This window comes from Pyramidobacter porci, assembly GCF_009695745.1.
Classification (GTDB): Bacteria; Synergistota; Synergistia; order Synergistales; family Dethiosulfovibrionaceae; genus Pyramidobacter; species Pyramidobacter porci.
The window spans coordinates 209,831-230,001 of the sequence record NZ_VUNH01000002.1 but is presented as its reverse complement, the minus strand read 5'-3'; the positions used below and the strand labels follow the sequence as shown (position 1 = coordinate 230,001).

Annotated in this window: 18 protein-coding genes; 7 read left to right on the top strand and 11 right to left on the bottom strand. The window is 62.8% G+C overall.

Annotation, left to right across the window (positions count from 1 at the left end):
* The first annotated feature begins 1 nt into the window (after nucleotide 1).
* From FYJ74_RS02880 to FYJ74_RS02870, 3 genes are read left to right on the top strand one after another with little or no spacing between them, the layout of a single operon-like run.
* Entirely contained in the window at nucleotides 2-616 is a 615-nt protein-coding gene (locus FYJ74_RS02880; protein ID WP_154528101.1) for a phosphatidylserine decarboxylase, read from the top strand.
* Nucleotides 617-648: 32 nt separating this feature from the next.
* The gene (pssA, locus tag FYJ74_RS02875; protein WP_154528100.1) at nucleotides 649-1,407 is read left to right on the top strand and encodes a CDP-diacylglycerol--serine O-phosphatidyltransferase; all 759 of its coding nucleotides are present in this window, start codon (nucleotides 649-651) and stop codon (nucleotides 1,405-1,407) included.
* A 51-nt stretch (nucleotides 1,408-1,458) separates the two neighbouring features.
* Nucleotides 1,459-2,235: an alpha/beta hydrolase gene (locus tag FYJ74_RS02870; RefSeq protein WP_154528099.1), complete on the top strand. Its 777-nt coding sequence runs from the start codon at nucleotides 1,459-1,461 to the stop codon at nucleotides 2,233-2,235.
* Between the two features lie 139 nt (nucleotides 2,236-2,374).
* Here FYJ74_RS02870 and FYJ74_RS02865 read toward each other — a convergent pair whose 3' ends face one another.
* The 9 genes from FYJ74_RS02865 to FYJ74_RS02825 all read right to left on the bottom strand — a co-directional run bounded on the left by FYJ74_RS02865 (nucleotide 2,375) and on the right by FYJ74_RS02825 (nucleotide 14,217).
* Nucleotides 2,375-3,466: a PTS transporter subunit IIC gene (locus FYJ74_RS02865; RefSeq protein ID WP_326830854.1), complete on the bottom strand. Its 1,092-nt coding sequence runs from the start codon at nucleotides 3,464-3,466 to the stop codon at nucleotides 2,375-2,377.
* Between the two features lie 455 nt (nucleotides 3,467-3,921).
* Nucleotides 3,922-4,731, bottom strand: a complete 810-nt coding sequence (locus FYJ74_RS02860) for a DUF4428 domain-containing protein (RefSeq protein WP_154528098.1) — start codon at nucleotides 4,729-4,731, stop codon at nucleotides 3,922-3,924.
* Between the two features lie 84 nt (nucleotides 4,732-4,815).
* Nucleotides 4,816-6,249: a hypothetical protein gene (locus FYJ74_RS02855; RefSeq protein ID WP_154528097.1), complete on the bottom strand. Its 1,434-nt coding sequence runs from the start codon at nucleotides 6,247-6,249 to the stop codon at nucleotides 4,816-4,818.
* A gap of 179 nt (nucleotides 6,250-6,428) precedes the next feature.
* Nucleotides 6,429-7,283 (bottom strand): ABC transporter ATP-binding protein, encoded by an 855-nt coding sequence (locus tag FYJ74_RS02850; protein ID WP_154528096.1) that lies wholly within the window; start codon nucleotides 7,281-7,283, stop codon nucleotides 6,429-6,431.
* Between the two features lie 12 nt (nucleotides 7,284-7,295).
* Nucleotides 7,296-8,051 carry an ABC transporter ATP-binding protein gene (locus tag FYJ74_RS02845; RefSeq protein ID WP_154528095.1) on the bottom strand — a complete coding sequence of 252 codons (756 nt, stop codon included), beginning with the start codon at nucleotides 8,049-8,051 and terminating at the stop codon, nucleotides 7,296-7,298.
* Nucleotides 8,038-9,288: an ABC transporter permease gene (locus FYJ74_RS02840; protein WP_154528094.1), complete on the bottom strand. Its 1,251-nt coding sequence runs from the start codon at nucleotides 9,286-9,288 to the stop codon at nucleotides 8,038-8,040. Before FYJ74_RS02840 ends, FYJ74_RS02845 begins: the two co-directional genes overlap by 14 nt.
* Nucleotides 9,285-10,262: an ABC transporter permease gene (locus FYJ74_RS02835; protein WP_154528093.1), complete on the bottom strand. Its 978-nt coding sequence runs from the start codon at nucleotides 10,260-10,262 to the stop codon at nucleotides 9,285-9,287. Before FYJ74_RS02835 ends, FYJ74_RS02840 begins: the two co-directional genes overlap by 4 nt.
* A complete protein-coding gene (locus tag FYJ74_RS02830; protein WP_154528092.1) occupies nucleotides 10,259-11,926 on the bottom strand; it encodes an ABC transporter substrate-binding protein in 1,668 nt (555 codons plus the stop codon). Before FYJ74_RS02830 ends, FYJ74_RS02835 begins: the two co-directional genes overlap by 4 nt.
* Before the next feature lie 158 nt (nucleotides 11,927-12,084).
* Nucleotides 12,085-14,217 carry a CDC48 family AAA ATPase gene (locus tag FYJ74_RS02825; protein ID WP_154528091.1) on the bottom strand — a complete coding sequence of 711 codons (2,133 nt, stop codon included), beginning with the start codon at nucleotides 14,215-14,217 and terminating at the stop codon, nucleotides 12,085-12,087.
* A 181-nt stretch (nucleotides 14,218-14,398) separates the two neighbouring features.
* On the opposite strand from FYJ74_RS02825, the gene FYJ74_RS02820 reads away from it, so the two are divergent.
* Genes FYJ74_RS02820 through FYJ74_RS02810 form a run of 3 tightly spaced genes read left to right on the top strand, consistent with a single transcriptional unit; the run spans nucleotide 14,399 to nucleotide 16,784 of the window.
* On the top strand, nucleotides 14,399-15,445 hold the full coding sequence (locus FYJ74_RS02820; RefSeq protein ID WP_154528090.1) for a 3'-5' exoribonuclease YhaM family protein: 1,047 nt from the start codon (nucleotides 14,399-14,401) through the stop codon (nucleotides 15,443-15,445).
* A gap of 2 nt (nucleotides 15,446-15,447) precedes the next feature.
* Nucleotides 15,448-16,395, top strand: a complete 948-nt coding sequence (locus tag FYJ74_RS02815; protein WP_154528089.1) for an RluA family pseudouridine synthase — start codon at nucleotides 15,448-15,450, stop codon at nucleotides 16,393-16,395.
* A 17-nt stretch (nucleotides 16,396-16,412) separates the two neighbouring features.
* On the top strand, nucleotides 16,413-16,784 hold the full coding sequence (locus FYJ74_RS02810) for a hypothetical protein (protein WP_154528088.1): 372 nt from the start codon (nucleotides 16,413-16,415) through the stop codon (nucleotides 16,782-16,784).
* Nucleotides 16,785-16,976: 192 nt separating this feature from the next.
* Here FYJ74_RS02810 and FYJ74_RS02805 read toward each other — a convergent pair whose 3' ends face one another.
* The gene (locus FYJ74_RS02805; protein ID WP_154528087.1) at nucleotides 16,977-17,909 is read right to left on the bottom strand and encodes a CobW family GTP-binding protein; all 933 of its coding nucleotides are present in this window, start codon (nucleotides 17,907-17,909) and stop codon (nucleotides 16,977-16,979) included.
* 70 nt (nucleotides 17,910-17,979) lie between these two features.
* A complete protein-coding gene (locus tag FYJ74_RS02800; RefSeq protein ID WP_320633416.1) occupies nucleotides 17,980-18,501 on the bottom strand; it encodes a zinc-binding dehydrogenase in 522 nt (173 codons plus the stop codon).
* Nucleotides 18,502-18,732: 231 nt separating this feature from the next.
* On the opposite strand from FYJ74_RS02800, the gene FYJ74_RS02795 reads away from it, so the two are divergent.
* Complete coding sequence (locus FYJ74_RS02795) at nucleotides 18,733-20,118, top strand: YfcC family protein (protein WP_154528086.1); 1,386 nt, start codon at nucleotides 18,733-18,735, stop codon at nucleotides 20,116-20,118.
* The last annotated feature ends 53 nt before the right edge of the window (nucleotides 20,119-20,171 follow it).

Here is a 20,171-nt window from a genome sequence, read left to right as displayed (position 1 = left end):
CATGAAATTCGCCCCCGACGGCTATTTCTTCATGAGCGCCGTCGCCGCAGTCACCTTGCTGCTGGCGTGGCTGAGCCGCTGGACGCTGATCGTCATGCTGCCGCTGGCGGCGCTGGCGTTCTGGTTCTTCCGCGACCCCGAGCGCACCCCGGAAGGCGCGGGACTGGTCAGCCCCGCCGACGGCGAAGTGATCGAGATCTGCGAGACCGAACACCCCTACACGGGCAAGGCGCTCAAGATCGGCATCTTTATGAACGTTTTCAGCGTGCACGTGAACCGCATGCCCTCGGCCGGAACGATCGAATACCTTGAATACGTCCCGGGCAAAAAATGGTTCGCCAACGCCGACAAGGCGTCGCTGGAGAACGAACGCATGTACGTGGGGTACTCGTCCGAAGACGGCCCCGTGCTGCTGACCCAGATCGCCGGACTGGTCGCGCGCCGCATCGTCTGCCGCCTGAAAAAAGGCGACCGGCTCGAACGGGCGCAGCGCTTCGGCATGATCAAGTTCGGCAGCAAAGTCGACGTTTATCTTCCCCTTTCGCTGAAATGCACGGCGAAAGTCGGCCAGAAAGTCACGGCCGGGCAGACGGTCGTCGCCGTCAGAGAGCGGTAACCTTTGCGCCAATCCTCAAAAGGAGGCCAACAATGAAAAAGATCAAACTGCGTCTGCATTATCGTAAGAGGTTCAGAGGAATCCCCATCCGCAACAATATCCCCAACATGATCACCAGCGGCAACCTGCTCTGCGGCATGCTGTCGCTGATCCTCACCGTCCGCGGCCATTATCTGCCCGCGGCGTGGCTGATTCCCTGCGCTGTGTTCTTCGACTTCATGGACGGCAAAGTCGCCCGCGCCATGGGCGTCAGCAGCGACTTCGGCGTTGAGTTCGACAGCCTCGGCGACGTGGTCTCGTTCGGCGTTGCGCCGGCTCTCCTCGTCTACTCCACCTCCCTGCAAGCCCTGCCCGGCGTGATTGGCGCGCTGATCGCGGCGTTCTTCGCGCTGTGCGGCGCCCTGCGGCTGGCCCGCTTCAACGTCGTGCACCGGCCCGGCCCTTTTCAGGGCCTGCCCATCCCCGCCGGCGGCCTGTTCCTCGTTTCCATCGTGCTGGCCGGGCTGATCGGCAAAGTTCCCGCCTGGATGATGGGCATTCTCGCCGCCGTCGACGGCTTCCTGATGATCTCGTCGGTGCCGTACGGAAATCTCAAGGCCATCAAAAAAGGCTTCATGAACAAGACCAAGCTTTACGGCCTGGCGGCCTTCGCGGCGATCGTGCTCATCGTTGCGCGTCAGCGCGGCCTGCTGATCCTGATCTCCATTTATCTGATCAGCGGCATTGTCCGTTTCGACTGGGGAACGTGGCTGTCCCTTCCCGAACCGCAGCAGGAGGAACACAACAGCTGAGCGGCCTTTTTGTCTTCGTTCTTTATTGATCCTGTCCAAGGAGGCGATGTCATGCGCTGGAGAAAGAATTACATCGACGGCACCTTCGGCGACAGGACGGTAATTCTGACCACGGGCGTCATCGACCGCCCGCGCAAAGTCGTGCTGCTCTTCCACGGCGTCCACAGCAACGCCAGTTCGGAGCCGGGAAATAAATACGCCCGCATCGGCGCCGCTTTGGCGGAAAACCGCATCGTGCCCGTCCTCGCCGAAAGCAGCCGCAAAGTGCGCAACCGCCACGACTACGCCAACGTTCCGCTGCGCTGGATCTACGACGCGTTCGACGGCAAAACTTACGCCGAAGAGCTCGAAGATTTCTACAACGCCTACGAAGCCACGCGCGCCTTGTATCCCGGCCTGCCCTTGACGCTCTGGGGCTTTTCGCTGGGAGGCTTGAGCGCGCTGCTCATCGCCGGCGGCACCATGACGGGCGAAATCGCCCCCAACATCGAAGGGCTGATCCTCTGCGGCAGCGGCGACGCGGTCTTTCCCGAGAACAAAGAAATTTTCAAGCTGCCGATCCTGAGCAGCCTCGAACGAAACGACCGCCTCCTGCAGGCTGCGCGGAACGTGAACGTCCGCTGGGCGCGCGTTTTCCGCGGCGGCGAGGACGCCACGTTCCCGAGCGATTCCTGCCGCCGGATCTTCGACGCACTGGCCGTGGCGGACAAAAAATATTACGAGATCGACGGCAGCGACCATTCCTTCCGCTTTTTGCGCGGGATGCCGTCGCGCCGCCCGCTCGAAGAAATCTACCGCCGCGTGCCGCAGCTGTTCGCCGCGTCATGAAATAACAGGCGGCGTTCCTCCAAGGAGGAGCGCCGCCTGCGTCTGTTTCAAGGGGTCGGCGTTTCCGGCTGCCCTCATCAACTGCCCTCATAAAAAACCAGGCACTGCCGGCACCAGGAACCGCCGCGACGTTCTTTGATCAGTTCAGCTTCAGATCGCCCGGCTTCACCCAGCCGATCCTCCGCAGAACCAGATTCAGGAGCGGACAGATGACCGCAGGCAGGACGAACGCGATCAGCAGAAGCCCGATCCAGTCTGCCGCCGTGATCGAAACGCGCGCACCGCCGGAAATCTCTTTGACCCAGCCTGAATAAACGCCAATCGGCCCGACCAGTCCGCAGGTACCCATGCCGGAGGATACCGGCGCGCCGTTCATTTCCAGCTGGAAAAGACACGTCGCCAGCGGCCCGGTGATCGCCGAGGTCAGCACAGGCGCAATCCATATGCGGGGATTTTTCACGATGTTGCCCATTTGCAGCATTGAAGTGCCAAGCCCCTGAGAGATCAGGCCGCTCCATCGGTTTTCCGGAAAGGACATGACGGCGAAGCCCACCATCTGCGCGCAGCAGCCGGCGACAGCCGCGCCGCCGGCAAGCCCCGTCAGCCCCAACGCCGCACAGATCGCCGCCGATGAGATCGGCAGCGTCAGCGCCAGGCCGACGACGACGGAAACGACAATTCCCATCCAAAACGGCTGAAGCGTCGTCGCGACCATGACGACATTGCCGATTTTCATCGCGGCTTCGCCCAGCGCCGGAGCCCACCACGCGGACAAAGCGGCGCCGGCTCCGATCGTCACGAGAGGCGTGACCAGAATGTCAACTTTGGTTTCCCTGGAAACAGCTTTTCCAAGCTCGGCCGCGACGATCGCCACAAACAGGACGGCCAGCGGCCCGCCGGCGCCGCCAAGCGCGTTGGCGGAAAAGCCGACCGAAACGAGCGAAAAAAGTACGAGCGGCGGGCAATGCAGGGCATAGCCGATGGCCGTGGCCATAGCCGGACCGCTCATGATCGAAGCAAGCCCCCCCACGGTATAGACCGTTCCTCTGATGGCGATGATGGGCTCCGTCAGGCATGAAATCCGAAACTGGATGCCCAGCGTGTTAACGATGGTGCCGATCAGCAGCGAACAAAACAGTCCCTGCGCCATCGCGCCCAGCGCGTCGATGCAATATCGCCTGACCGAAATATCGATATCCTTGCGGCGCAAAAATCGTTTTACCTGTTCCACTTGCGTTCCCCACTTTTCATTTTTTCAGTCTTCTCGCATATCAAACGTCCCGGCCTGTTCTGACAAGCCGGGACGGTCGTCCTGTCAAGGTCCTCCCCAACCGCCGCCTCGCATTATCAGCCGTACGGCCTTCCGCGGCAAGGCCGGAGAGAATTTGGTATTTCCGACTGGGAACTGGTGTGATTTTATCATTGCACGGGGCTTTTTTCAAAGGTTCGGCGGCTGCCCCCGCTGCCGCGCGGCGGAGCTCCCACGGAGATTGGAGACCATGCGGCGTCCCCTTGGGAAAAGGTATGAAAATGTCTCTTCCCGCGAACAGGTTCGCCCACTTTCATCAATAATAAAGAGGACGCCTCGAAATCGATCGAGGCGTCTCTTTTTTTGTATATTCCGTTTCGAAGTTTCCCTGCGCCTTTGCGTCCCGCGGGGTGGGGCTCATTTCGGCGATCGAGCTCTCACCGGCCAAAGAGCCTGGCGAAGAAGCCCTTTTTCTTGATCTTGCCCTGGTCGATGTCGATCGACTTCTGAAGGCCTTCGGCGAGAACTTCCTTGACGTCGCCGCCCTTGAGCGCCGCTTTCAGCGCTTCGTTGGCGGTCTTGCAGGCGTTTTTCACCTGCAGTTCCTCTTTGTCGCGGGCGGCGCGGATACCGCGCGACACGCGGTATTCGCACATGCCGCAGATGTTCCTGTAAAACCGCTGCACTTTGTCGGCCTCGGCTTCTTTGGGAATTTTGATGAGAATCTCGGGAACGGCGGCGTCGAAGTAAGGGATGCGGAGCTCCCAGCCGTCGTTTTTCTTGTCGGCGGACAGTTTCTCCTTGAGCGTGATCAGAACGCTGTAGTCGCGCACAGCTTCGCGCGGCGCGGCGCCGACGCTGCGCTCGACGAAGGCTTCGCCGGGGTTCCACTTGCGGATGCTGCTGAAGTAGAACACGGGACGATGCTCGTAGCGCTGCGTTTCCGGCGTGGAAACCGTGAAGATGTCGCCGCCGTCCTTCTGGCTGCGGAAATGGATGACTTTCCCCATGCCGGCGTCCAGATATTCGTCGCTCAGTTCCACGCCGTCGAGAAGCTTCTCGTCGCGCTCCGCGCGCGCGAACATCTCGGCGACCTGATCCTTGGTCAGATGGTCGACGCGCGCGAAGGGGTTGCCTTTCTTGCGGCAGTCGTCGCAGACGTAATCCTTGCTGCTCATCTTGCTGCGGCTCATCATGCCGACTTCTTTGCCGCAGAACGCGCAGGGTTCCTTGCTGAACAGGGCCATAATTTTCCCTCCTTTTTTCGAAAAACGGCCTGCCGGCGCTCCCGAAAAGGAGCCGGAGGCCGTTTCTTCAACGATAAACGCGCTCTAGAATCCGTCGACGCGGAACACGACGAGTTCGTAGGTGGACTTGTCGGCGCGCTCGCGGCGGGTCAGCGTCAGCAGGCCGCCGCCGGGCAGCAGGATGCCGTCCTCGTTGCCGGCCACGCCGGTGGTGGGGCTGTCGTAGAGTTTTTTGACGTCGTTAAGACGGCCGATCGGATTGCCTTCCTTGTCCCACAGAATGACGACGCTCTGCAGCGGCAGGGCGACGAAGCCGTTGGCGGTTTCGCCCGCGAAGTAGACGCCGCCCATGGAGTTTTTGGCCGGCTCCTTGAGGATCTTTTCCAGCTTGCCGCCGTGGTCGTAGACGAAAAGCACCGTCTCCTTGGAGCCGGCTTCGCGGCCGCTGACATAGATGTGGTTGGCGTCGATGCGCAGATAGGCGTTGACCATATAGTCGACCTCGGCCAGAGGGAAGTCGACGGTCGCGACGGTACCGTCCGCGGCGATCTCGTACTTCTTCATGTCCGCGCCCTTGCGGCCGTAGCGCTCGAGTCCCCAGGTCCCCGAGGGGTGCATGACCAGTTCGCGCGGGCCTTTGATTTTCTCGACGGCGCCGTCCTTGATGCGGCAGGAGCCGGAGCCGACTCCGCCCAGCCAGACCGCGCCGTCGTCGGTGACGGTCATGGTTTGGTAGTTGGATTGGGCGTCAAGCTCGATGTCGGCCTTCTTGACCAGTTTGCCGCCGTCGAGGTTATACTCGGCGAGCTTGCAGGCGTTGCTGAGGATATACGCCCTGGCACCGTCGGACCAGATGCGGTTGCCGCCGATCACGGACTGGACGATGATGGGGTCGATGGGGACGTGTTTGCTGTTCAGCGTCACGGGGCCGACTTCCGCGGAGTGCTCGGCGCTGGCGTAGGGCGTGCCGTTCCAGTACCAGGGGCCGTCCTTTTTGCCGGCGTCGGCGACTTTGAACTGAAGTCCCTTCAGCAGCGTTTTGACGTCTTCCAGCTTTTCCTTGGAATCGGCCGAAATCTGGATGGTCTCGCCGGCGCCCTCGACGCGGGCGAGATAGTCGATCTTGGACGAATCTTCTTTGACGAGGCAGTCCACGCCGCCCACCGGGACGAGCGTGTAGGAACGCTTTTCCGCGTATTCGTACGGGTCGAAGCCAAGTTGTTCGAGATAACGGCGGAAGTTCGACTGATTTTCGATATTCGCCTTGATGTCCACCAGCGCGTCGCTCCTCTTGGGATCGGCCGCGCTGAGGATGCGGATCCGCAGCGTCGAAGCCTTCTGGCTGTCCTTGAGGTCTTTTTTCTCGTCGAAGGTCCAGCCCGCGTCCGTCTCGTAATCCAGCGTGAAATAGGTCGCCTCGATCTTTTTGACTTCGGCCCGGGCCGCGCCGCACACACAGGCGGCCAATCCCGCCGCCGTCACAACACTCATAACTTTTCGCGCAGAAATGTTCTTCATCGCCATGCTCCTTTCACAAACGCGCTTCCGCCGCGCGGCGGCGAAAAACGTCTTTCTTTATCCGGCCCCGCCGGATGTCCGCACACGTTTTTGAAACCGATATCAGCATACTCGCCGCGTGGAAAAAAGCATCACCCATTCGGGTGAAACCGTAAATCCATTATAAAAACGTAACAAACCTATGTCAAGATAACATCATTTCCGCCATCCCGATAGAGACGCTTTCCCTTCAGCCGCGCCTCGGGAAGCGGTTTCGCCGGCAGCACGGGGATCGCCGCGATCAGATCCTTTGTGTAGGAAGCCTGAGGATGGGACAGCACTTCGGCGGCAGCCCCCTCCTCGCAAAGGCGTCCGCGCTGCATGACGAGGATGCGCTCGGCGGCGCGGGCCGCCAGTTTCAGGTCGTGAGTGACGAAAATCAGGCTCATGCCGCGCGCCACGTGTCGGCGCAGGACCGCGATGATATCGCCGCGCATCGACACGTCCTGCATGGAGGTCGGTTCGTCGCAGAGCAGCAATTCCGGCTCGAGTATCAGCGCCCGAGCCAGTTCGACGCGCTGGCGCTGGCCGCCCGAAAGCCCGACGGCACGGGAATCGAGGACGCGCTCGCCCGTCAGCCCCAGCTCGGCCAGAAGCGCTTTGGCTCTGGCACGAACGTCTTCTTTCGTACGGCCGCGCCGGGCGATGACCGCCGGTTCCATCACAGCGCCCAGCGCGGTCAGCGACGGCGGCAGCGCCCCGTACGGATCCTGCGGCACGTAACCGCAGCGCTGGCGTATTTTCGAAAGATCCGCCGCGGCGAGCTCCTGCAGATTGTGCCCGAAAAGCGCCACCGACCCCGCCTCCGGCGGCACGAGGCCGATCAGCGCGCGCAGCAGCGTGGTTTTGCCGCTGCCCGATTCGCCGACGACGGCCAGCGTCCCGCCTTTTTCCACGGCAAAGGAAAGTCCCGCGACCGCCCGATGCTCGCCGCCGCTCCTGGAACGAAAACTCACGAAAAGATTTTGCACCCGAACCGTCGCTTCCACAGCCATCTCCCCCTCGCCTCAAAGTATCGCGCGCACGAGCCGGAGCGTGTAGGGATGACGGGGCGCCGTCAACAGATCCTGCGGCGCGCCGCGCTCGACCAGCCGGCCGTCTTTCATCACGAAAAGCTGCGAACAGACGGACGCGGCCATGGGCAGATCGTGGGTCACAAGAAGCACGGTCAGCCGCTTTTCCCGCCGCAGCCGGCGCAGCAATCCGAGAATGCCGGCCTGGGTGACCACGTCAAGCGCCGTGGTCGGCTCGTCGGCCAGCAGCAGCGACGGTTCGCAGGCCAGCGCCAGGGCGATGGCGGCGCGCTGTTTCTGACCGCCGGACAGCTCGTGAGGATAACGACGGGCGACGGCGGCGTCCAGTTCGGCTTCCGTCAGCAGCGCCGCGGCGCGAGCCTTGGCCGCTTCGCCGCGCAGGCGCAGATGAACGCGCAGGACTTCCTCGATGTGAGCTCCGACCGTTTTGACGGGCGTAAAGGAATTCTGCGCGCCCTGCGGCACCAGCGCGATTTTTTTCCAGCGCAGGCGCCGCAGCGATTCTTCGTCGAGCGTCAGAAGGTTTTGCCCTTCGAAGTCGATGGCGCCGGTCGCGGCGCTGCCCGCAGGCAGAAGCCCCAGCGCCGCCATGACGATGCTGGTCTTGCCGCTGCCCGACTCTCCGACAAGGCCGACGAAAGCTCCCCGCGGCACGTCGAACGACACCCCTGAAACCGCCTCATGCAACTGACCGGCGTAACGAACGCGGAGCCCTTCAACGTTGAGCATGATCTTCCCCTCCCAGCCGCGGATCGATGCGCTCTTCAAGGAAACGCCCCATGTCCACGAAGATCAGACACAGCGACACGATACCGAGGCCGGGCGGCACGATCAGCCACCACGCGCCTTCGGCAAAGGCGCCGAAAGAGTGCGCTTCGTGCAGCATTCGCCCCCACGACACCAGGCGCGGGTCCGACAATCCCAAAAAGGCCAGCCCCGCTTCCGCCAGGATTGCGCCCGGCACCCCCAGAGCCAGGTTGGCCAGCACGATCGGCGCCGTCTCGGGAACCAGATGCCGCCGGAGGATATAGCTTTTTTTCGCGCCGAGCGCCTTCAATCCCTCCACCCACGGGCTTTCGCGGACGGTCAGCGTCAGCGCGCGCACCGAACGGGCCGTTCCCATCCACGAGAAAATCGACAGGATCAGCACAAGCTGCCATAATCCTTTGCCCCACAGGCCCGCCAGCGTCATCAAAATCGGCAGCGTGGGGATCGCCAGCAGGATGTCCACGGCACGCATGATCAGAGCGTCGACCCAGCCGCCCACGTAACCGGCCGTCAGCCCGAAACCGAGGCCCAGCAGCGTCGCCGCCAGCGTCGCGCTGACGCCGACGGTCAGCGACGTGCCGATGCCGTTCAGCAGCAGAGCAAAAACGTCGCGCCCGCGTTGGTCGGTGCCCAGCAATCCCTGTTTCCGGCCGAACAGGATCAGTTTGAGGCGAAAGCTCTCCGCGCCGCCGACCGCCAATTCGCAACGTCCCCGCTGCGGGAAAAGCCGCTCCGTGCCGCGCCCGATCAACGGCAAGCCAAGGCGCTGCTTGAAGATCATATCCCGCGCGTCCAGATTGAGCCAATACTTTTCCTGTCCGTCACGGCGCACCAACTCAAAATCCTTTTCCGGGGTGCGCCACGTCACGGTCACCGTCCGAGCGGGATTCGCCGTGATCTCGCCTTCCAGCGCGAAAACCGCCGCCGACTGCGTTTTCCAGTCGAAGGCCAGGCCCGACGCGCCGGCCCGCAGGCCGTCGTCTTTCGCAAAGCCGTCGCTTACCAGCGCCGTGCGTCCGCCGGCAACCGAGAACTCCGCCGTTTTCGACGTCGAAAGATCCCCGCGCCACCAGACCGGCCGGGCAAACGGCGCCCCCACGACGTCGGCGGGGCTGTCCAGCAGCCGCGGACCGACGATTCCCGCCGCGGCGATGAAGACAAGGAACCAAAGGGAAGCGCGCCTGAAAAAGCCGCTCATCGGTTCACCCCCTCGAGGCGCACGCGCGGGTCGACCAGTCCATAGACAACGTCGGCCAGCAGGTTGCAGACGACCGTGATCAGCGCCAGCAAATAAAAGGAAGCGCCCGCCGCCGGATAATCATGGCCCGAAAGCGCCTCGAGCAAAAACGATCCCACGCCGCGCAGCGAGAAGACCGTCTCCGTGATCACCGCGCCGGAAACGAGTCCCGGCACCGACATCAGCAGGATCGTCACGAGCGGCGGCAGAATCGTGCGGAAGGCATGTCCGTAAATCACGCGGCGTTTCGTCAGGCCGCGGGCGCGAGCCATCAGCACGTAATCCTCGCCGAGCGCTCGAACCATCAGATTGCGCACGTACAGCGCCCAGCCGCCGAAGCCCATCAACGTCAGCGACAGCACCGGCAGCGCCAGATGCCAGGCGCGGTCGGCCAACAGCGCCCAGCCGCCCGACGGAGCGGGGACCGACAGGCTGCCGCGCAGCGGAAAGATCGGAAAGTCGTGCGCCAGCAGCATGAGCAGCACCAGCTGCACAAAAAAGCCCGGAAACGACGACATCACCGCGCCGACGCGCAAGACCGTTCGTTCCAGCCATGAGCCGCGCTTCACCGCCGCCTTCACGCCGAGCCAAACGCCCAGCGCCGCCGAGCAGAACATGGCCAGCGACATCAAGATCAGCGTGCCGGGCAAACGCGAAAGCAGTTCGTCCCAGACGGGCTTTCGGCTCAGAAACGACAGACCGAAACGGAACGTCAGCGTCTGCTTCAGATACATAAAGAACTGTTCCAGCAACGGCCGCTCCAACCCGTAGAGTTCGCGCAGGCGTTCCTTGGCCTGCGGCGAAAAGTTCGGATCGATGATGGCGCTCACGGCGTCGCCGGGCATCACGCGAAAAAGGACGAAGTTCAGTACCAGCACCGCCGCCAGCACGGCCAGCGAGGCCAGCACGCGGCGCAACAGCCAGTTTTTTCTCATCTCCTTTCCGTCTCCTTCGGCAGGCGCAGATAACAGGGATTGCGCTTCATCATCACGTACTCGCCGGGATGGTATTCCTCGAGCATGAAGGGGCCAGCGCCGACGAGGCCGCGCGGGCCGAATTTTTCTTCGCGGTCGAGGGGATCCCAGTTCTGCCAGTCCTTGACGTTTTCCACGATCCGCGCCGGCATCCAGGGCAGCCCGGCGACGTTGTCGAGATACCAGTAGCTCACGCCTTTCATGGTTACCGTCAGCTCGCGGGCGTTCAACGCTTCCGTTTCCGCCACATCCTTGACGGCGTCGAAGAAGCGGGGAATTTCGTTTTTATGGATGAAATCGATCGTCGCCTTCAAGTCGCCGGCCGTCAGCGGCGTGCCGTCATTCCAGCGCAGATTCTCCTTCAGCCTGAAGCGCAGCACGGTATGGGCGGCGGCGCCTTCGCCCTCCGTCTCGACGCGCCACTCTTCCGCCAGACCGGGCATGTCCTCGAGCGTGAAAGGATTGGACGCGATCAGCCCCTCGTAGATCATGCCAAGCACCTGCCACGAATAAGCGCTGCTGGCGGTAAATGGATTCAGGCTGCGCGGTTCCTCGGCCAGCGCCATGGTCATGGTGCGCGCCGTCCCGTCGCGCGGCTCGGCCATCACCAGCGTCCACATGTTGTCGGCGGTGATCCTGTCCGTCGACAGCACGTTTCGCCATTTTTTCGAGACCGCCGCCACGGAGAAGCGGCTGTAAACGGGCACCGACGGCACCAGTTCGCCGAGCAGGCGCTGCGCTTCCGCCGACGCCCGTTCCGCCGACGCCTTGTCGGGCGCGAAGCGCAGTTTCGTCAGCGCCGCGTCGAGCGCCGCGTCGCGAGTGCCGGTCATGTTGTAGCCGCCGGCAACGTCCATGGAGCTGTGGTAAAAGCTGTAAAGCGAGTCGGGATTGCGCCCCATGGACCAGGCCAGCACCGCCAGCGAATAGTCCTTGCGATCCAGGCGCGCGATCATGGCGGAAAAGTCCAGCGGCTCCACTTCCACGTCGAAGCCGGCGGCGTTCAGCGAGTCGGCGAGGCGCTCCGCCATTTCCGCCGTGGTCGGCGTCACGCGGGCCAGCGGCGCCAGCAGCGTGATCTTAGGCAGCGGCCGGCCGTCGGGAGCCGTCAGTTTTCCCGCAAAGTTGAAGCGGTAGCCGCGGGAAAGCAGTTTCTCGCGGGCGGCGGCGCGGTCGAAGATATTGCGCGTGCCGTCCGGGCTCGCCCAGGGCGAAACGGGCGGCAGCCAGCTGTTGATGGGCTCGCAGTAGCCGGAATAAATGCTGCGCACCATGCTGTTGCGGTCGATGGACTGAGCCGCCGCCTGGCGGACGATCCGATCGTTCCAGGGAGCGCGGGTGTTGTTCATGAGCAAAAAGAACGCATGAAAACCGCGCGCCAGCGACATTTCCAGATCTGGATCGGCGCTCAGGCGATCGATGTCCGCGGGGCGGGCAATGTCGCCGAGGATGTCGAGCTCGCCGTTCTCCGCCGCCAGCACCTGCGCATCGGCGTTGGCGACGATGACCAAGCACAGCCTTTCGATTCGCGGCCCGGTCACCTTTTCCGGATCGAAAGCCGGCACGCCCGACGACGGCCAGGCGCAGCACAGAAGCAGCGCCGTCAGCGCCGCAACTTTTTTCATTTCAATCACCTCGTGGGAGATCCGATGCGACTCGCATCGTCTTTGAAAAAAGGGCCTGTTTTCGCAAACAGACCCTTTCGATTTTCTTGAAACTCAGCGGCGCTTCGCCGCCCTTTCAGCGAAAAAGCGGGATCGTCAGCGCCGGCGCGGCCGAAAGCTCACAAAACATTCGCTTTATCGCCGCTTTCCCGCTCCAGCGCCTGACGGCGCAGCTTTTCCGCCCGAAAAGCCGCCTCGAAATGACGCCGTTCCAGGCAGGGCGAAGCGTCAGTTCCGCTGCGGATCTGTTCGCGCAGCGCTTCCATGGAGGCAGCGTGACACAGCGCCGCGATCTCGGCGCCGTTCATGCCTTCAGTCCGCACTGCCAGGTCATGGAACGACAGCCCCGCAAGGGGGATCTTGCGCAGATGGATGCGCAGGATCTCCTCGCGCGCCGCTTCGTCGGGCATGGGCAGTTCCAGCGCCAGTTCGAAACGGCCGGCGCTGAACAGGGCCGGATCGATGCGGTCGATACGGTTCGTCGTCGCGACCACCACCACGCCTCCCATGTCCTCGATGCCGCTCATCTCGGCCAGGAATTGGCTGATGACGCGGTCGGCCGTCTGCGCCTGCGAGCTGCCGTCGTTGCCGCGGCGCGGCGTCAACGAGTCGATCTCGTCGAAATAGAGGATCGACGGCGCCGCCTGCCGGGCCGTGCGAAACACGTCGCGCAGGGCCCGCTCGCTTTCGCCCACGTAGCGCGACATCAGCGACGGGCCCTTGACGGTGATGAAGTTCACGCCGCTCTCGTGAGCCAGAGCCTTGACCAGCAGCGTCTTGCCCGTGCCGGAGGGGCCGTGGATCATGATGCCCCGCGGCGGCGTCACGCCCCAGCGGCGGAACATCTCGCCCCGTTTGAGCGGCCACTGCACGGCCTCGACGAGCTTTTCCTTCGCGTCTTTCAGACCGCCCACGTCGTCCCAGGTCGTGTTCGGGATTTCCACAAAAACTTCGCGGATGGCCGACGCCTCGATCTCGCGCAGTGCCGTGAGAAAGTCGCCCATGGTGATCTCCATGGAGAGAAAGTTTTCGTCCTTCAGTTTCGCCGCGTCGTCGAGCGACGGCAGCAGGCGGCGCAGCGCCATCATGGCCGATTCCTTGGCGAGGGCCTGCAGATCGGCGCCGACGAAACCGTGCGTGATGTCGGCCAGACGTTCCAGATCCACGTTTTCCGCCAGAGGCATGCCGCGCGTGTGGATCTTCAGGATCTCCAAGCGGCCGTTGCGGTCGGGGATAGGCACGGCAATCTCGCGGTCGAAACGCCCGGGACGGCGCAGCGCCGGGTCAAGCGTGTTGGGGATGTTCGTGGCGGCGATGACCACGACCTGGCCGCGCGACGAAAGCCCGTCCATCAGCGTCAGCAGCTGGGCCACGACGCGCCGCTCCACCTGTTTCTCGCCGCCCATCTCCTCCCGTTTGGGGGCGATGGCGTCCACCTCGTCAATGAAGATGATGGCCGGCGCGTTCTGCTGAGCTTCTTCGAAAACGGCGCGCAGGCGCTCCTCGCTCTCGCCGTAATATTTGCCGATGATCTCCGGGCCGGAGATGCTCGTGAACCAGGCGTCGCTTTCGTTGGCCACGGCACGGGCAATCACCGTCTTGCCGGTGCCGGGCGGGCCGTAGAGGAGCACGCCCTTCGGCGGCTCCACGCCGAGGCGCACAAAGGCTTCCGGGAACTTCAGCGGCAGTTCGATCATCTCGCGGATACGGCGCAGCTGCGCGTCCAGCCCGCCGATGTCGGCATAGGTGATCTTTTTCGGTTTCAGGGCACCGATCTGGGCCCGCTCGAGAATGACGTCGGTGGAGGCGGTCACCATCACGGCGCCGCCGGGCATCGTCTCGGCCACGCGCAGGCGCAGTTCGTTTCCGTACGGCGACAGGATCCGCACCTCGTCGCCGACGCTCGCCGGCAAGTCGCGCAGTCGCGCGCGGAGATAGCCTCGGTCCAGTTCGTCGGCGGCGACGGCCGCCATGGGGATCAGCACGACGCGCTCGGCATAGCCCAGTTCGCAGCGATAAAGGCGCACCTCGCCCCCTTCGCCGCGGCCGAGATTCTCCATGCCGACGGGGTCGAGCCCCACGCAGCCTTCGGCGACGGAAGCGTCGTAGACCACGCGGAACGCCGAGCGACGTTCGCCTTCGAGCTCCACGAAACCGCCGTCAGTCAGCGCATATCGGGCCATATCGGCCGGAGACACCCGCGCGTGCATGAGCCCTCGGTCCGATTCGTTTCCACTGATGATTTTCAGCAAAGCCACCACCTCCGTGACACAGTGAAAGTTTAACACAATTCGTTTTTTTCAGCAGAATCGGCAAAGAAAGTTCCCGATCTTTTAGCGCCTTGCCTCTTGACTTTTGGCGGTGATATTATAAGTTGTCTGCGGCAGGATCTTTTTCAGCTGAGCCACTTTCATCACGCAAAGGAGTTTTTTCATGTCAAACAAAACGCTCGCGGAAGTGCGCGCGCTTCCCGTCGATTCCAAATTCCAGTCCGTCGGCCTGGTCACGGAGCTCAAGGAAAAACGCGACAAAAACGACAAGCCCTACTGGATCATGTCCGTGATGGACAAGTCGGGCGCCCTCGACGCCAAGATCTGGGGCAACGCCCAGTGGTTCGACCTCAAGGACGGCGTCAAAAAGGAAATTTCCGAGCCCTCGTCCTCGCCGCTGGTGCAGAATCTCAAGGGCGAAACGGTGGGGCTGATCGGTTCGATCACCGAGTTCAAAGGCAAGCCGCAGTACCAGTTCAACCAAGTCTGGCTCGTCGATCAGGAGCGCGAGGAATACCGTCCGGCCGCTTTCATCCGCGCTTCCGGGGTGCCCGTCGACCGGCTGGAGGCCGAGTTCTGGCAGCTCGTCAACGGCTGCGGCGGCGAGGCGGGAGAGTTTCTGCGCTTCGTCTTTCAGCCCGACAGCGCGACGTGGCAGGCCTTCAGAACCTTCCCCGCCGCCGTGGCGCATCATCACGCCTACCTGCACGGCCTGCTCGAACACACGCTCGGCGTGGCGCGTTCCGCGCAGGCCATCGCCCGAAGCTATCAGGGCACCGCGTACGAGCCCGACCTCGACATCGTTGTCGCCGGAGCGCTGCTGCACGACCTCGGCAAGCTCGACGCCTACGCGCTCGATCCCGGCCCCGAGTCGACGCTGGAAGGCACGGTGCTCGACCACATCGCCACCGGCTACGCGCGCTTCGTCAGGCTGGCGGACGAGTTCAAGCTCACGCCGCTGACGCGCACGCTGCTGGCGCACATCATCCTCAGCCACCACGGACAGAAGGAGTTCGGCTCGCCGGTGCTGCCCGCCACGCCCGAAGCCATGATCGTGGCGGCAGCGGACAATCTGGACTTTTGCCTCAACAGCTGGCACGGCGCCGTCGAACAGCTCGACGGCGGCATGGAAGCGCCCCGCGCCATTTCCGATTTCGATTTCTCCACGCAGCGGCGCCTGTGGAAATGGCGCCCCGAGCAGCCCCGCTAGCCATGAGCTATCAATTCCGAATCAGCCGCCACGACGAAGGCCGCCGCCTCGACGCCGTGCTGCGCTGCATGTGGCCGGGCGTGCCGCTGGGCGCGATGATGAAATACTTCCGCAAGGGAGCCGTGCGCCTCGACGGCAAACGCTGCGAGCCGAACGACCGCATCCTCGAGGGACAGCACGTCTGGGTGCCGTGGGAAGAACCGGGCGCCGTCGGCCGCGCCGAAACGCCAGGCGGCGCGCTGCGCAAACTGCCGCTCGACGTCGTTTACAGCGACCGCTTCGTGATGGTCGTGAACAAGCCCGCAGGGCTGCTGAGCCAGCCCGACGTGAAAGGCGAAGACAGCGTCGTCACGCGCGCGCTGGGCCACGCCGTCGATCCCGAATTCCCGCCGCAGCTGGTACACCGCCTCGACCGCAACACCAGCGGCGTCATGGCGCTGGCCATGGACGGGCCGACTACGCGCGCGCTGACGGAGTGCTTCAAAGCCCGCCGCGCCGACAAGCGCTACTGGGCCATCGTCATCGGCGAACTGCCCGAGCGCGGCCGCATCGACGTGCCGCTGCTCAAGGACGCCGACAAAAAGCTGGTGCGCGTCGATCCCAAAGGCGAGCGCGCCGTCACCGAATACAAACGCCTGACGAGCAGCGGCGCCTTCAGTCTGGCCGAGGTGCATTTGCTCACGGGGCGCACGCACCAGATCCGCGTGCACATGAACCACGTCGGGCACCCGCTGCTCGGCGACGTCAAGTACGGCGACTTCGGCTCCAAAGGGCAGCTGAAATCGCTCGGCGTCAAGCGGCCCATGCTGCACGCCCGCAGCCTGACGCTCAGCGGCCTGCCCGCGTTCCTGTCGCATCTCGAAGGCAGAACGTTCCGCGCCCCGGCTCCCGACGACCTGCGCCGCGTCATGGAAAAACTCGGCTTCATCGACGCCGGCGTGCGGCCCTGACTTTTTGGGAGGAAAACATGTCCGAACTGAAACTGACCGTCACCGACCGCGCCATGGAGCGCATGTTCGCCATGGGCAGGGAATTCACGATCGCCGTAACTCAGCTCAACACGCGCAGCGGCCCCATGCCGGCGGCCGTCTGCCGTTTCGGCGCGCCGGGTGCGGAAACACGCGGGAATTACGCGCGCCTGACCCAGGGGGAACTGACCGTCTGGGCGCCGCTTGCGGAGAGCTTCATCAACGACGAAGTGATCGTCGACCTCTGCGGCGTCGCCAACATGGTGCTTCCCGTCGCCCTGACGGCGATCCTGACGCCCGCCTGCAACGGCGGCTGCGCCCACTGCGCCGCCGGCTGCACCTCGCGGCGTGAGGATGACGAAGAATTTTAAACGTACCACCGCTAAATGAGCCGTCTTGAAAACAAAATCCACCGCCAAGACACAAAGAAAGAACATCGCTGCAATATGAAAACATGAGGACGGATGACTGATCTTTATCTCAGTATCCGTCCTCATGTTTTTGCCGCGAAGCGGCTCTTCGATCTGCTTCGTGTCTTGGTGGCAATCCTTGTTTGCCTCTTGTCACACTTTCACCGTGTCGTGGGGTTCGGCGTTCAGTCGGTCGAAAAGGGTCCGTCTTTTGACGGTGCGGCCGATGAAGACGCACTGCGTTTCCTGCGCGTAGCCTTCGGCGCCGGTCACGCAGTAGCGCGAATCGGCGGCGTCGAAACGCAGCCATTCGCCGCCGCACTGCAGGACGCCTTTGGCCCGGCTGATGTCGCCCAGTCCGCCGCGGATCACGTCTTCCAAAAGGACGATCAGTTCCGCCGGATTGCGCAGGCGTGCTTTGGCGAACGTGCACTCGTGGATTTTCGAGGCGCGGCCGGCGCTTTCGGCGGGCGTGTTCCGCGTGGAACATTCCGCGGCGTACTCTTCCTCCAGCAGCCCGTTCCACCATGCGTCATCCTGCTGAGTGTAGTGGCGGCAGACGATCTCGGCCCGCGGATTGAGCCTGCGGATCTCGGCGGCGATCTTTTCGAGAACGTCGGCCGATTCGTTCTCGCCTTTGGAAAAGACGATCCGCCAAGAATTTTCGATCTGGTCGAGATAAATGTCGGGATGCTCGCGCCGATACCGGTAAAAGCTCTGCGGCGTCACGATCGTCACCGGGCGGAGCAGGCTGATCCGCTCGTACTCATATTTTTGGGCCGTCGCCAGGATGCTGCTCAGCTTGCCGATCCCCGTCGGCTCGACGACAAGGTACTCGGGATCCAGCGAGGACGAGATCGTCAGCAGCGACGAGGCGAAGCTGTCCTTCATGGAACAGCAGATGCAGCCTTCGGCAAATTCGAGGATGTTGACGTCGGACGTCTGCGAGATCTCCTGGCTGTCCAGGTTCACCTCGCCGTATTCGTTCTCCATGACGACGACGTTCTTGCCCGTGCGCCGGATCAGTTCCTTAATGAACGTTGTCTTTCCGGCTCCCAGAAAGCCGGAGATGACCAATATTTTCATGTTTCACCTCGGCACGACAAAAAAACAGGCCTGGATTCCGCGCTCAGGCCTGTTTTTTTGCGATGTTCCGTCAATCGGAGATCTTGACGACCGGCTTGATCAGCTCCGCGGGCTTGTCCTTCATGAGCTGCAGCGCTTCGGGCAGATGTTCCCAGCCCTCGAAGACGTGAGTCGACAGCGGCGCGACGTCCAGCTTGCCGGAGGTGATGAGGCGGGCAAGCTTTTCCATGCGCAGACGGCCGCCGGGCGTCAGCCCGCCGTTGATCTGCTTGTGCCCCATGCCCACGCCCCACTCGGCGCGGGGAATGTTGATGTAGGTGCCGCTGCCCAAGTAGTTGACGTTGCCGATCTTGCCGCCGGGCTTGAGGGATTTGACGGCCGGCTCGAAGGATGCCACGCTGCCGCCGGCGATGACGACGCGGTCGACGCCCTTGCCGCCGGTCAGTTCCAAGACCTGCTCCTTGATCGGGCCTTTCTTGTAGCTGATGAAATCGGTGGCTCCGTATTTTTTGGCGGCTTCGACGCAGACGGGGCGTGTGCCGACGGCGATGATCCGCGAAGCGCCGCGCATCTTGGTGCCGGCCACGGCCATCAGGCCGACCGGGCCGATGCCAGCGATCCGCGTTTTCTCTCAGACTGTTTCTTTCCGAGCGCACATCGAAAATGGCGCGTTCCCGACGATGGCATCAGCGGAAGGCCGTCCCCTCCGTTTTTTTCAGAAAATTAAACTTATTTATTCTTCTTGCACTTGCCCAACTCAGGCGGTTATGGTAATTTACCGAAATAACCCTTTGGACTTATATCATTTTCAGGAGGGATCACAATGGCAGTCCAGAACAAAGCGCTCAAGCTTCCTCACACGTTCGCGCTGATGTTTATCCTCACGGCCGTGATGGCGGCGCTGACGTGGATCATCCCCGCCGGCGTGTACGACGTCGATCCGCAGACCAAGCGCGTCATCGCCAATTCCTATCATCAGGTGGCGAGCAATCCCCAAGGGCCGTGGGATATTTTCAACGCCGTCACCAAGGGCATGATCCAGTCGGCCGTGATGATGTCGATGGTATTCTTCATCGGCGGCGCCGTCGAAGTGATCGAACAGACCGGCACGATCCGCGCCGGCATGGGACGCATCGTCGGCATGCTGAAGGGCAAGGAGATCTGGGCCGTGATCGTCATCATGATCGTCATGTCGATCGGCGGCGCCGTGGGGGTTTTCGCCAATCCCGTCATCGCCCTGATCCCCGTCGGCGTGCTGCTGGCCAAAAGCCTCGGCTACGACGCCGTGGTCGGCTTCGCCATGATGTACCTGGGCTCCTACGCCGGGTTCAACGTGGGCTGGGCCAACATGTTCACCGTCGGCATCGCCAACGAGATCGCCGGCCTGCCCATCACCTCGGGGTTCAACATCCGCGTGGTGCTGCACATCCTCAACATCGCGCTGACGATCGCCTTTGTGCTGATCTACATCAGGCGCATCAAAAAAGATCCCACGAAGAGCCTTGTCTACGATCCGAACGCGCCGGCGGAAGCGGAAGACGTCGGCGCTCTCGCGGCGAACGCGAAGATGACCTGGCAGCAGTCGGTCTGCGCGCTGATCGTGGTGCTCAGTTTCGGCTTCATCATCTACGGCTCGCTGAACTGGAAGTGGGGCATCTCCCATTACTCCACCGTTTTCCTGATCATGGGGCTGACTTCCGGCTTCGTCGGCGGGCTGGGGCTGAACCAGACGTTCAAAGCCTTTACCAAGGGCATGTCCGGTCTGACGTACGCGGCCTTCGTGATCGTTTTCGCCCGCGCCATTTCCGTGGTGATGACGGACGGCAAGATTATCCACACCATCGTCTACCACCTGTCCATGCCCATCGGCAAAGTCAGCGCCGTCGTGGGAGCCAACCTGATGTTCCTGGCCAACGTGATCATCAACTTCTTCATTCCCTCCGGCTCCGGCCAGGCGGTCACCGTCATGCCGATCATGGTGCCCGTGGCCGATCTGAGCAACATCAGCCGCCAGGTGGCCGTACAGGCGTTCCAGTTCGGCGACGGTTTCACGAACTGTTTCATCCCCACTTCGGGCGTGCTCATGGGCGTCCTCGGCCTGGCGGGGATCGCCTACGGCAAGTACGTGCGCTGGTTCCTGCCCATGCTGCTTGTCCAGCTCCTCATGGGCAGCATTACGGTCACACTGATGCAGATCTTCGGCTGGTAAAACACGATCGAATGAAAGCGGAAAAACGTCCCGGCAAAGATGTTTTTCCGCTT

Coding starts and splice junctions, on each gene's coding strand:
- FYJ74_RS02820 (WP_154528090.1), top strand. CDS start 14,399: ATGTCAAACAAAACGCTCGCGGAAGTGCGCGCGCTTCCCGTCGATTCC.
- FYJ74_RS02805 (WP_154528087.1), bottom strand. CDS start 17,909: ATGAAAATATTGGTCATCTCCGGCTTTCTGGGAGCCGGAAAGACAACG.
- FYJ74_RS02845 (WP_154528095.1), bottom strand. CDS start 8,051: ATGCTCAACGTTGAAGGGCTCCGCGTTCGTTACGCCGGTCAGTTGCAT.
- FYJ74_RS02835 (WP_154528093.1), bottom strand. CDS start 10,262: ATGAGAAAAAACTGGCTGTTGCGCCGCGTGCTGGCCTCGCTGGCCGTG.
- FYJ74_RS02795 (WP_154528086.1), top strand. CDS start 18,733: ATGGCAGTCCAGAACAAAGCGCTCAAGCTTCCTCACACGTTCGCGCTG.
- FYJ74_RS02800 (WP_320633416.1), bottom strand. CDS start 18,501: ATGGCCGTGGCCGGCACCAAGATGCGCGGCGCTTCGCGGATCATCGCC.
- FYJ74_RS02880 (WP_154528101.1), top strand. CDS start 2: ATGAAATTCGCCCCCGACGGCTATTTCTTCATGAGCGCCGTCGCCGCA.
- FYJ74_RS02855 (WP_154528097.1), bottom strand. CDS start 6,249: ATGAAGAACATTTCTGCGCGAAAAGTTATGAGTGTTGTGACGGCGGCG.
- FYJ74_RS02810 (WP_154528088.1), top strand. CDS start 16,413: ATGTCCGAACTGAAACTGACCGTCACCGACCGCGCCATGGAGCGCATG.
- FYJ74_RS02830 (WP_154528092.1), bottom strand. CDS start 11,926: ATGAAAAAAGTTGCGGCGCTGACGGCGCTGCTTCTGTGCTGCGCCTGG.
- FYJ74_RS02860 (WP_154528098.1), bottom strand. CDS start 4,731: ATGGCCCTGTTCAGCAAGGAACCCTGCGCGTTCTGCGGCAAAGAAGTC.
- pssA (WP_154528100.1), top strand. CDS start 649: ATGAAAAAGATCAAACTGCGTCTGCATTATCGTAAGAGGTTCAGAGGA.
- FYJ74_RS02840 (WP_154528094.1), bottom strand. CDS start 9,288: ATGAGCGGCTTTTTCAGGCGCGCTTCCCTTTGGTTCCTTGTCTTCATC.
- FYJ74_RS02870 (WP_154528099.1), top strand. CDS start 1,459: ATGCGCTGGAGAAAGAATTACATCGACGGCACCTTCGGCGACAGGACG.
- FYJ74_RS02815 (WP_154528089.1), top strand. CDS start 15,448: ATGAGCTATCAATTCCGAATCAGCCGCCACGACGAAGGCCGCCGCCTC.
- FYJ74_RS02850 (WP_154528096.1), bottom strand. CDS start 7,283: ATGGCTGTGGAAGCGACGGTTCGGGTGCAAAATCTTTTCGTGAGTTTT.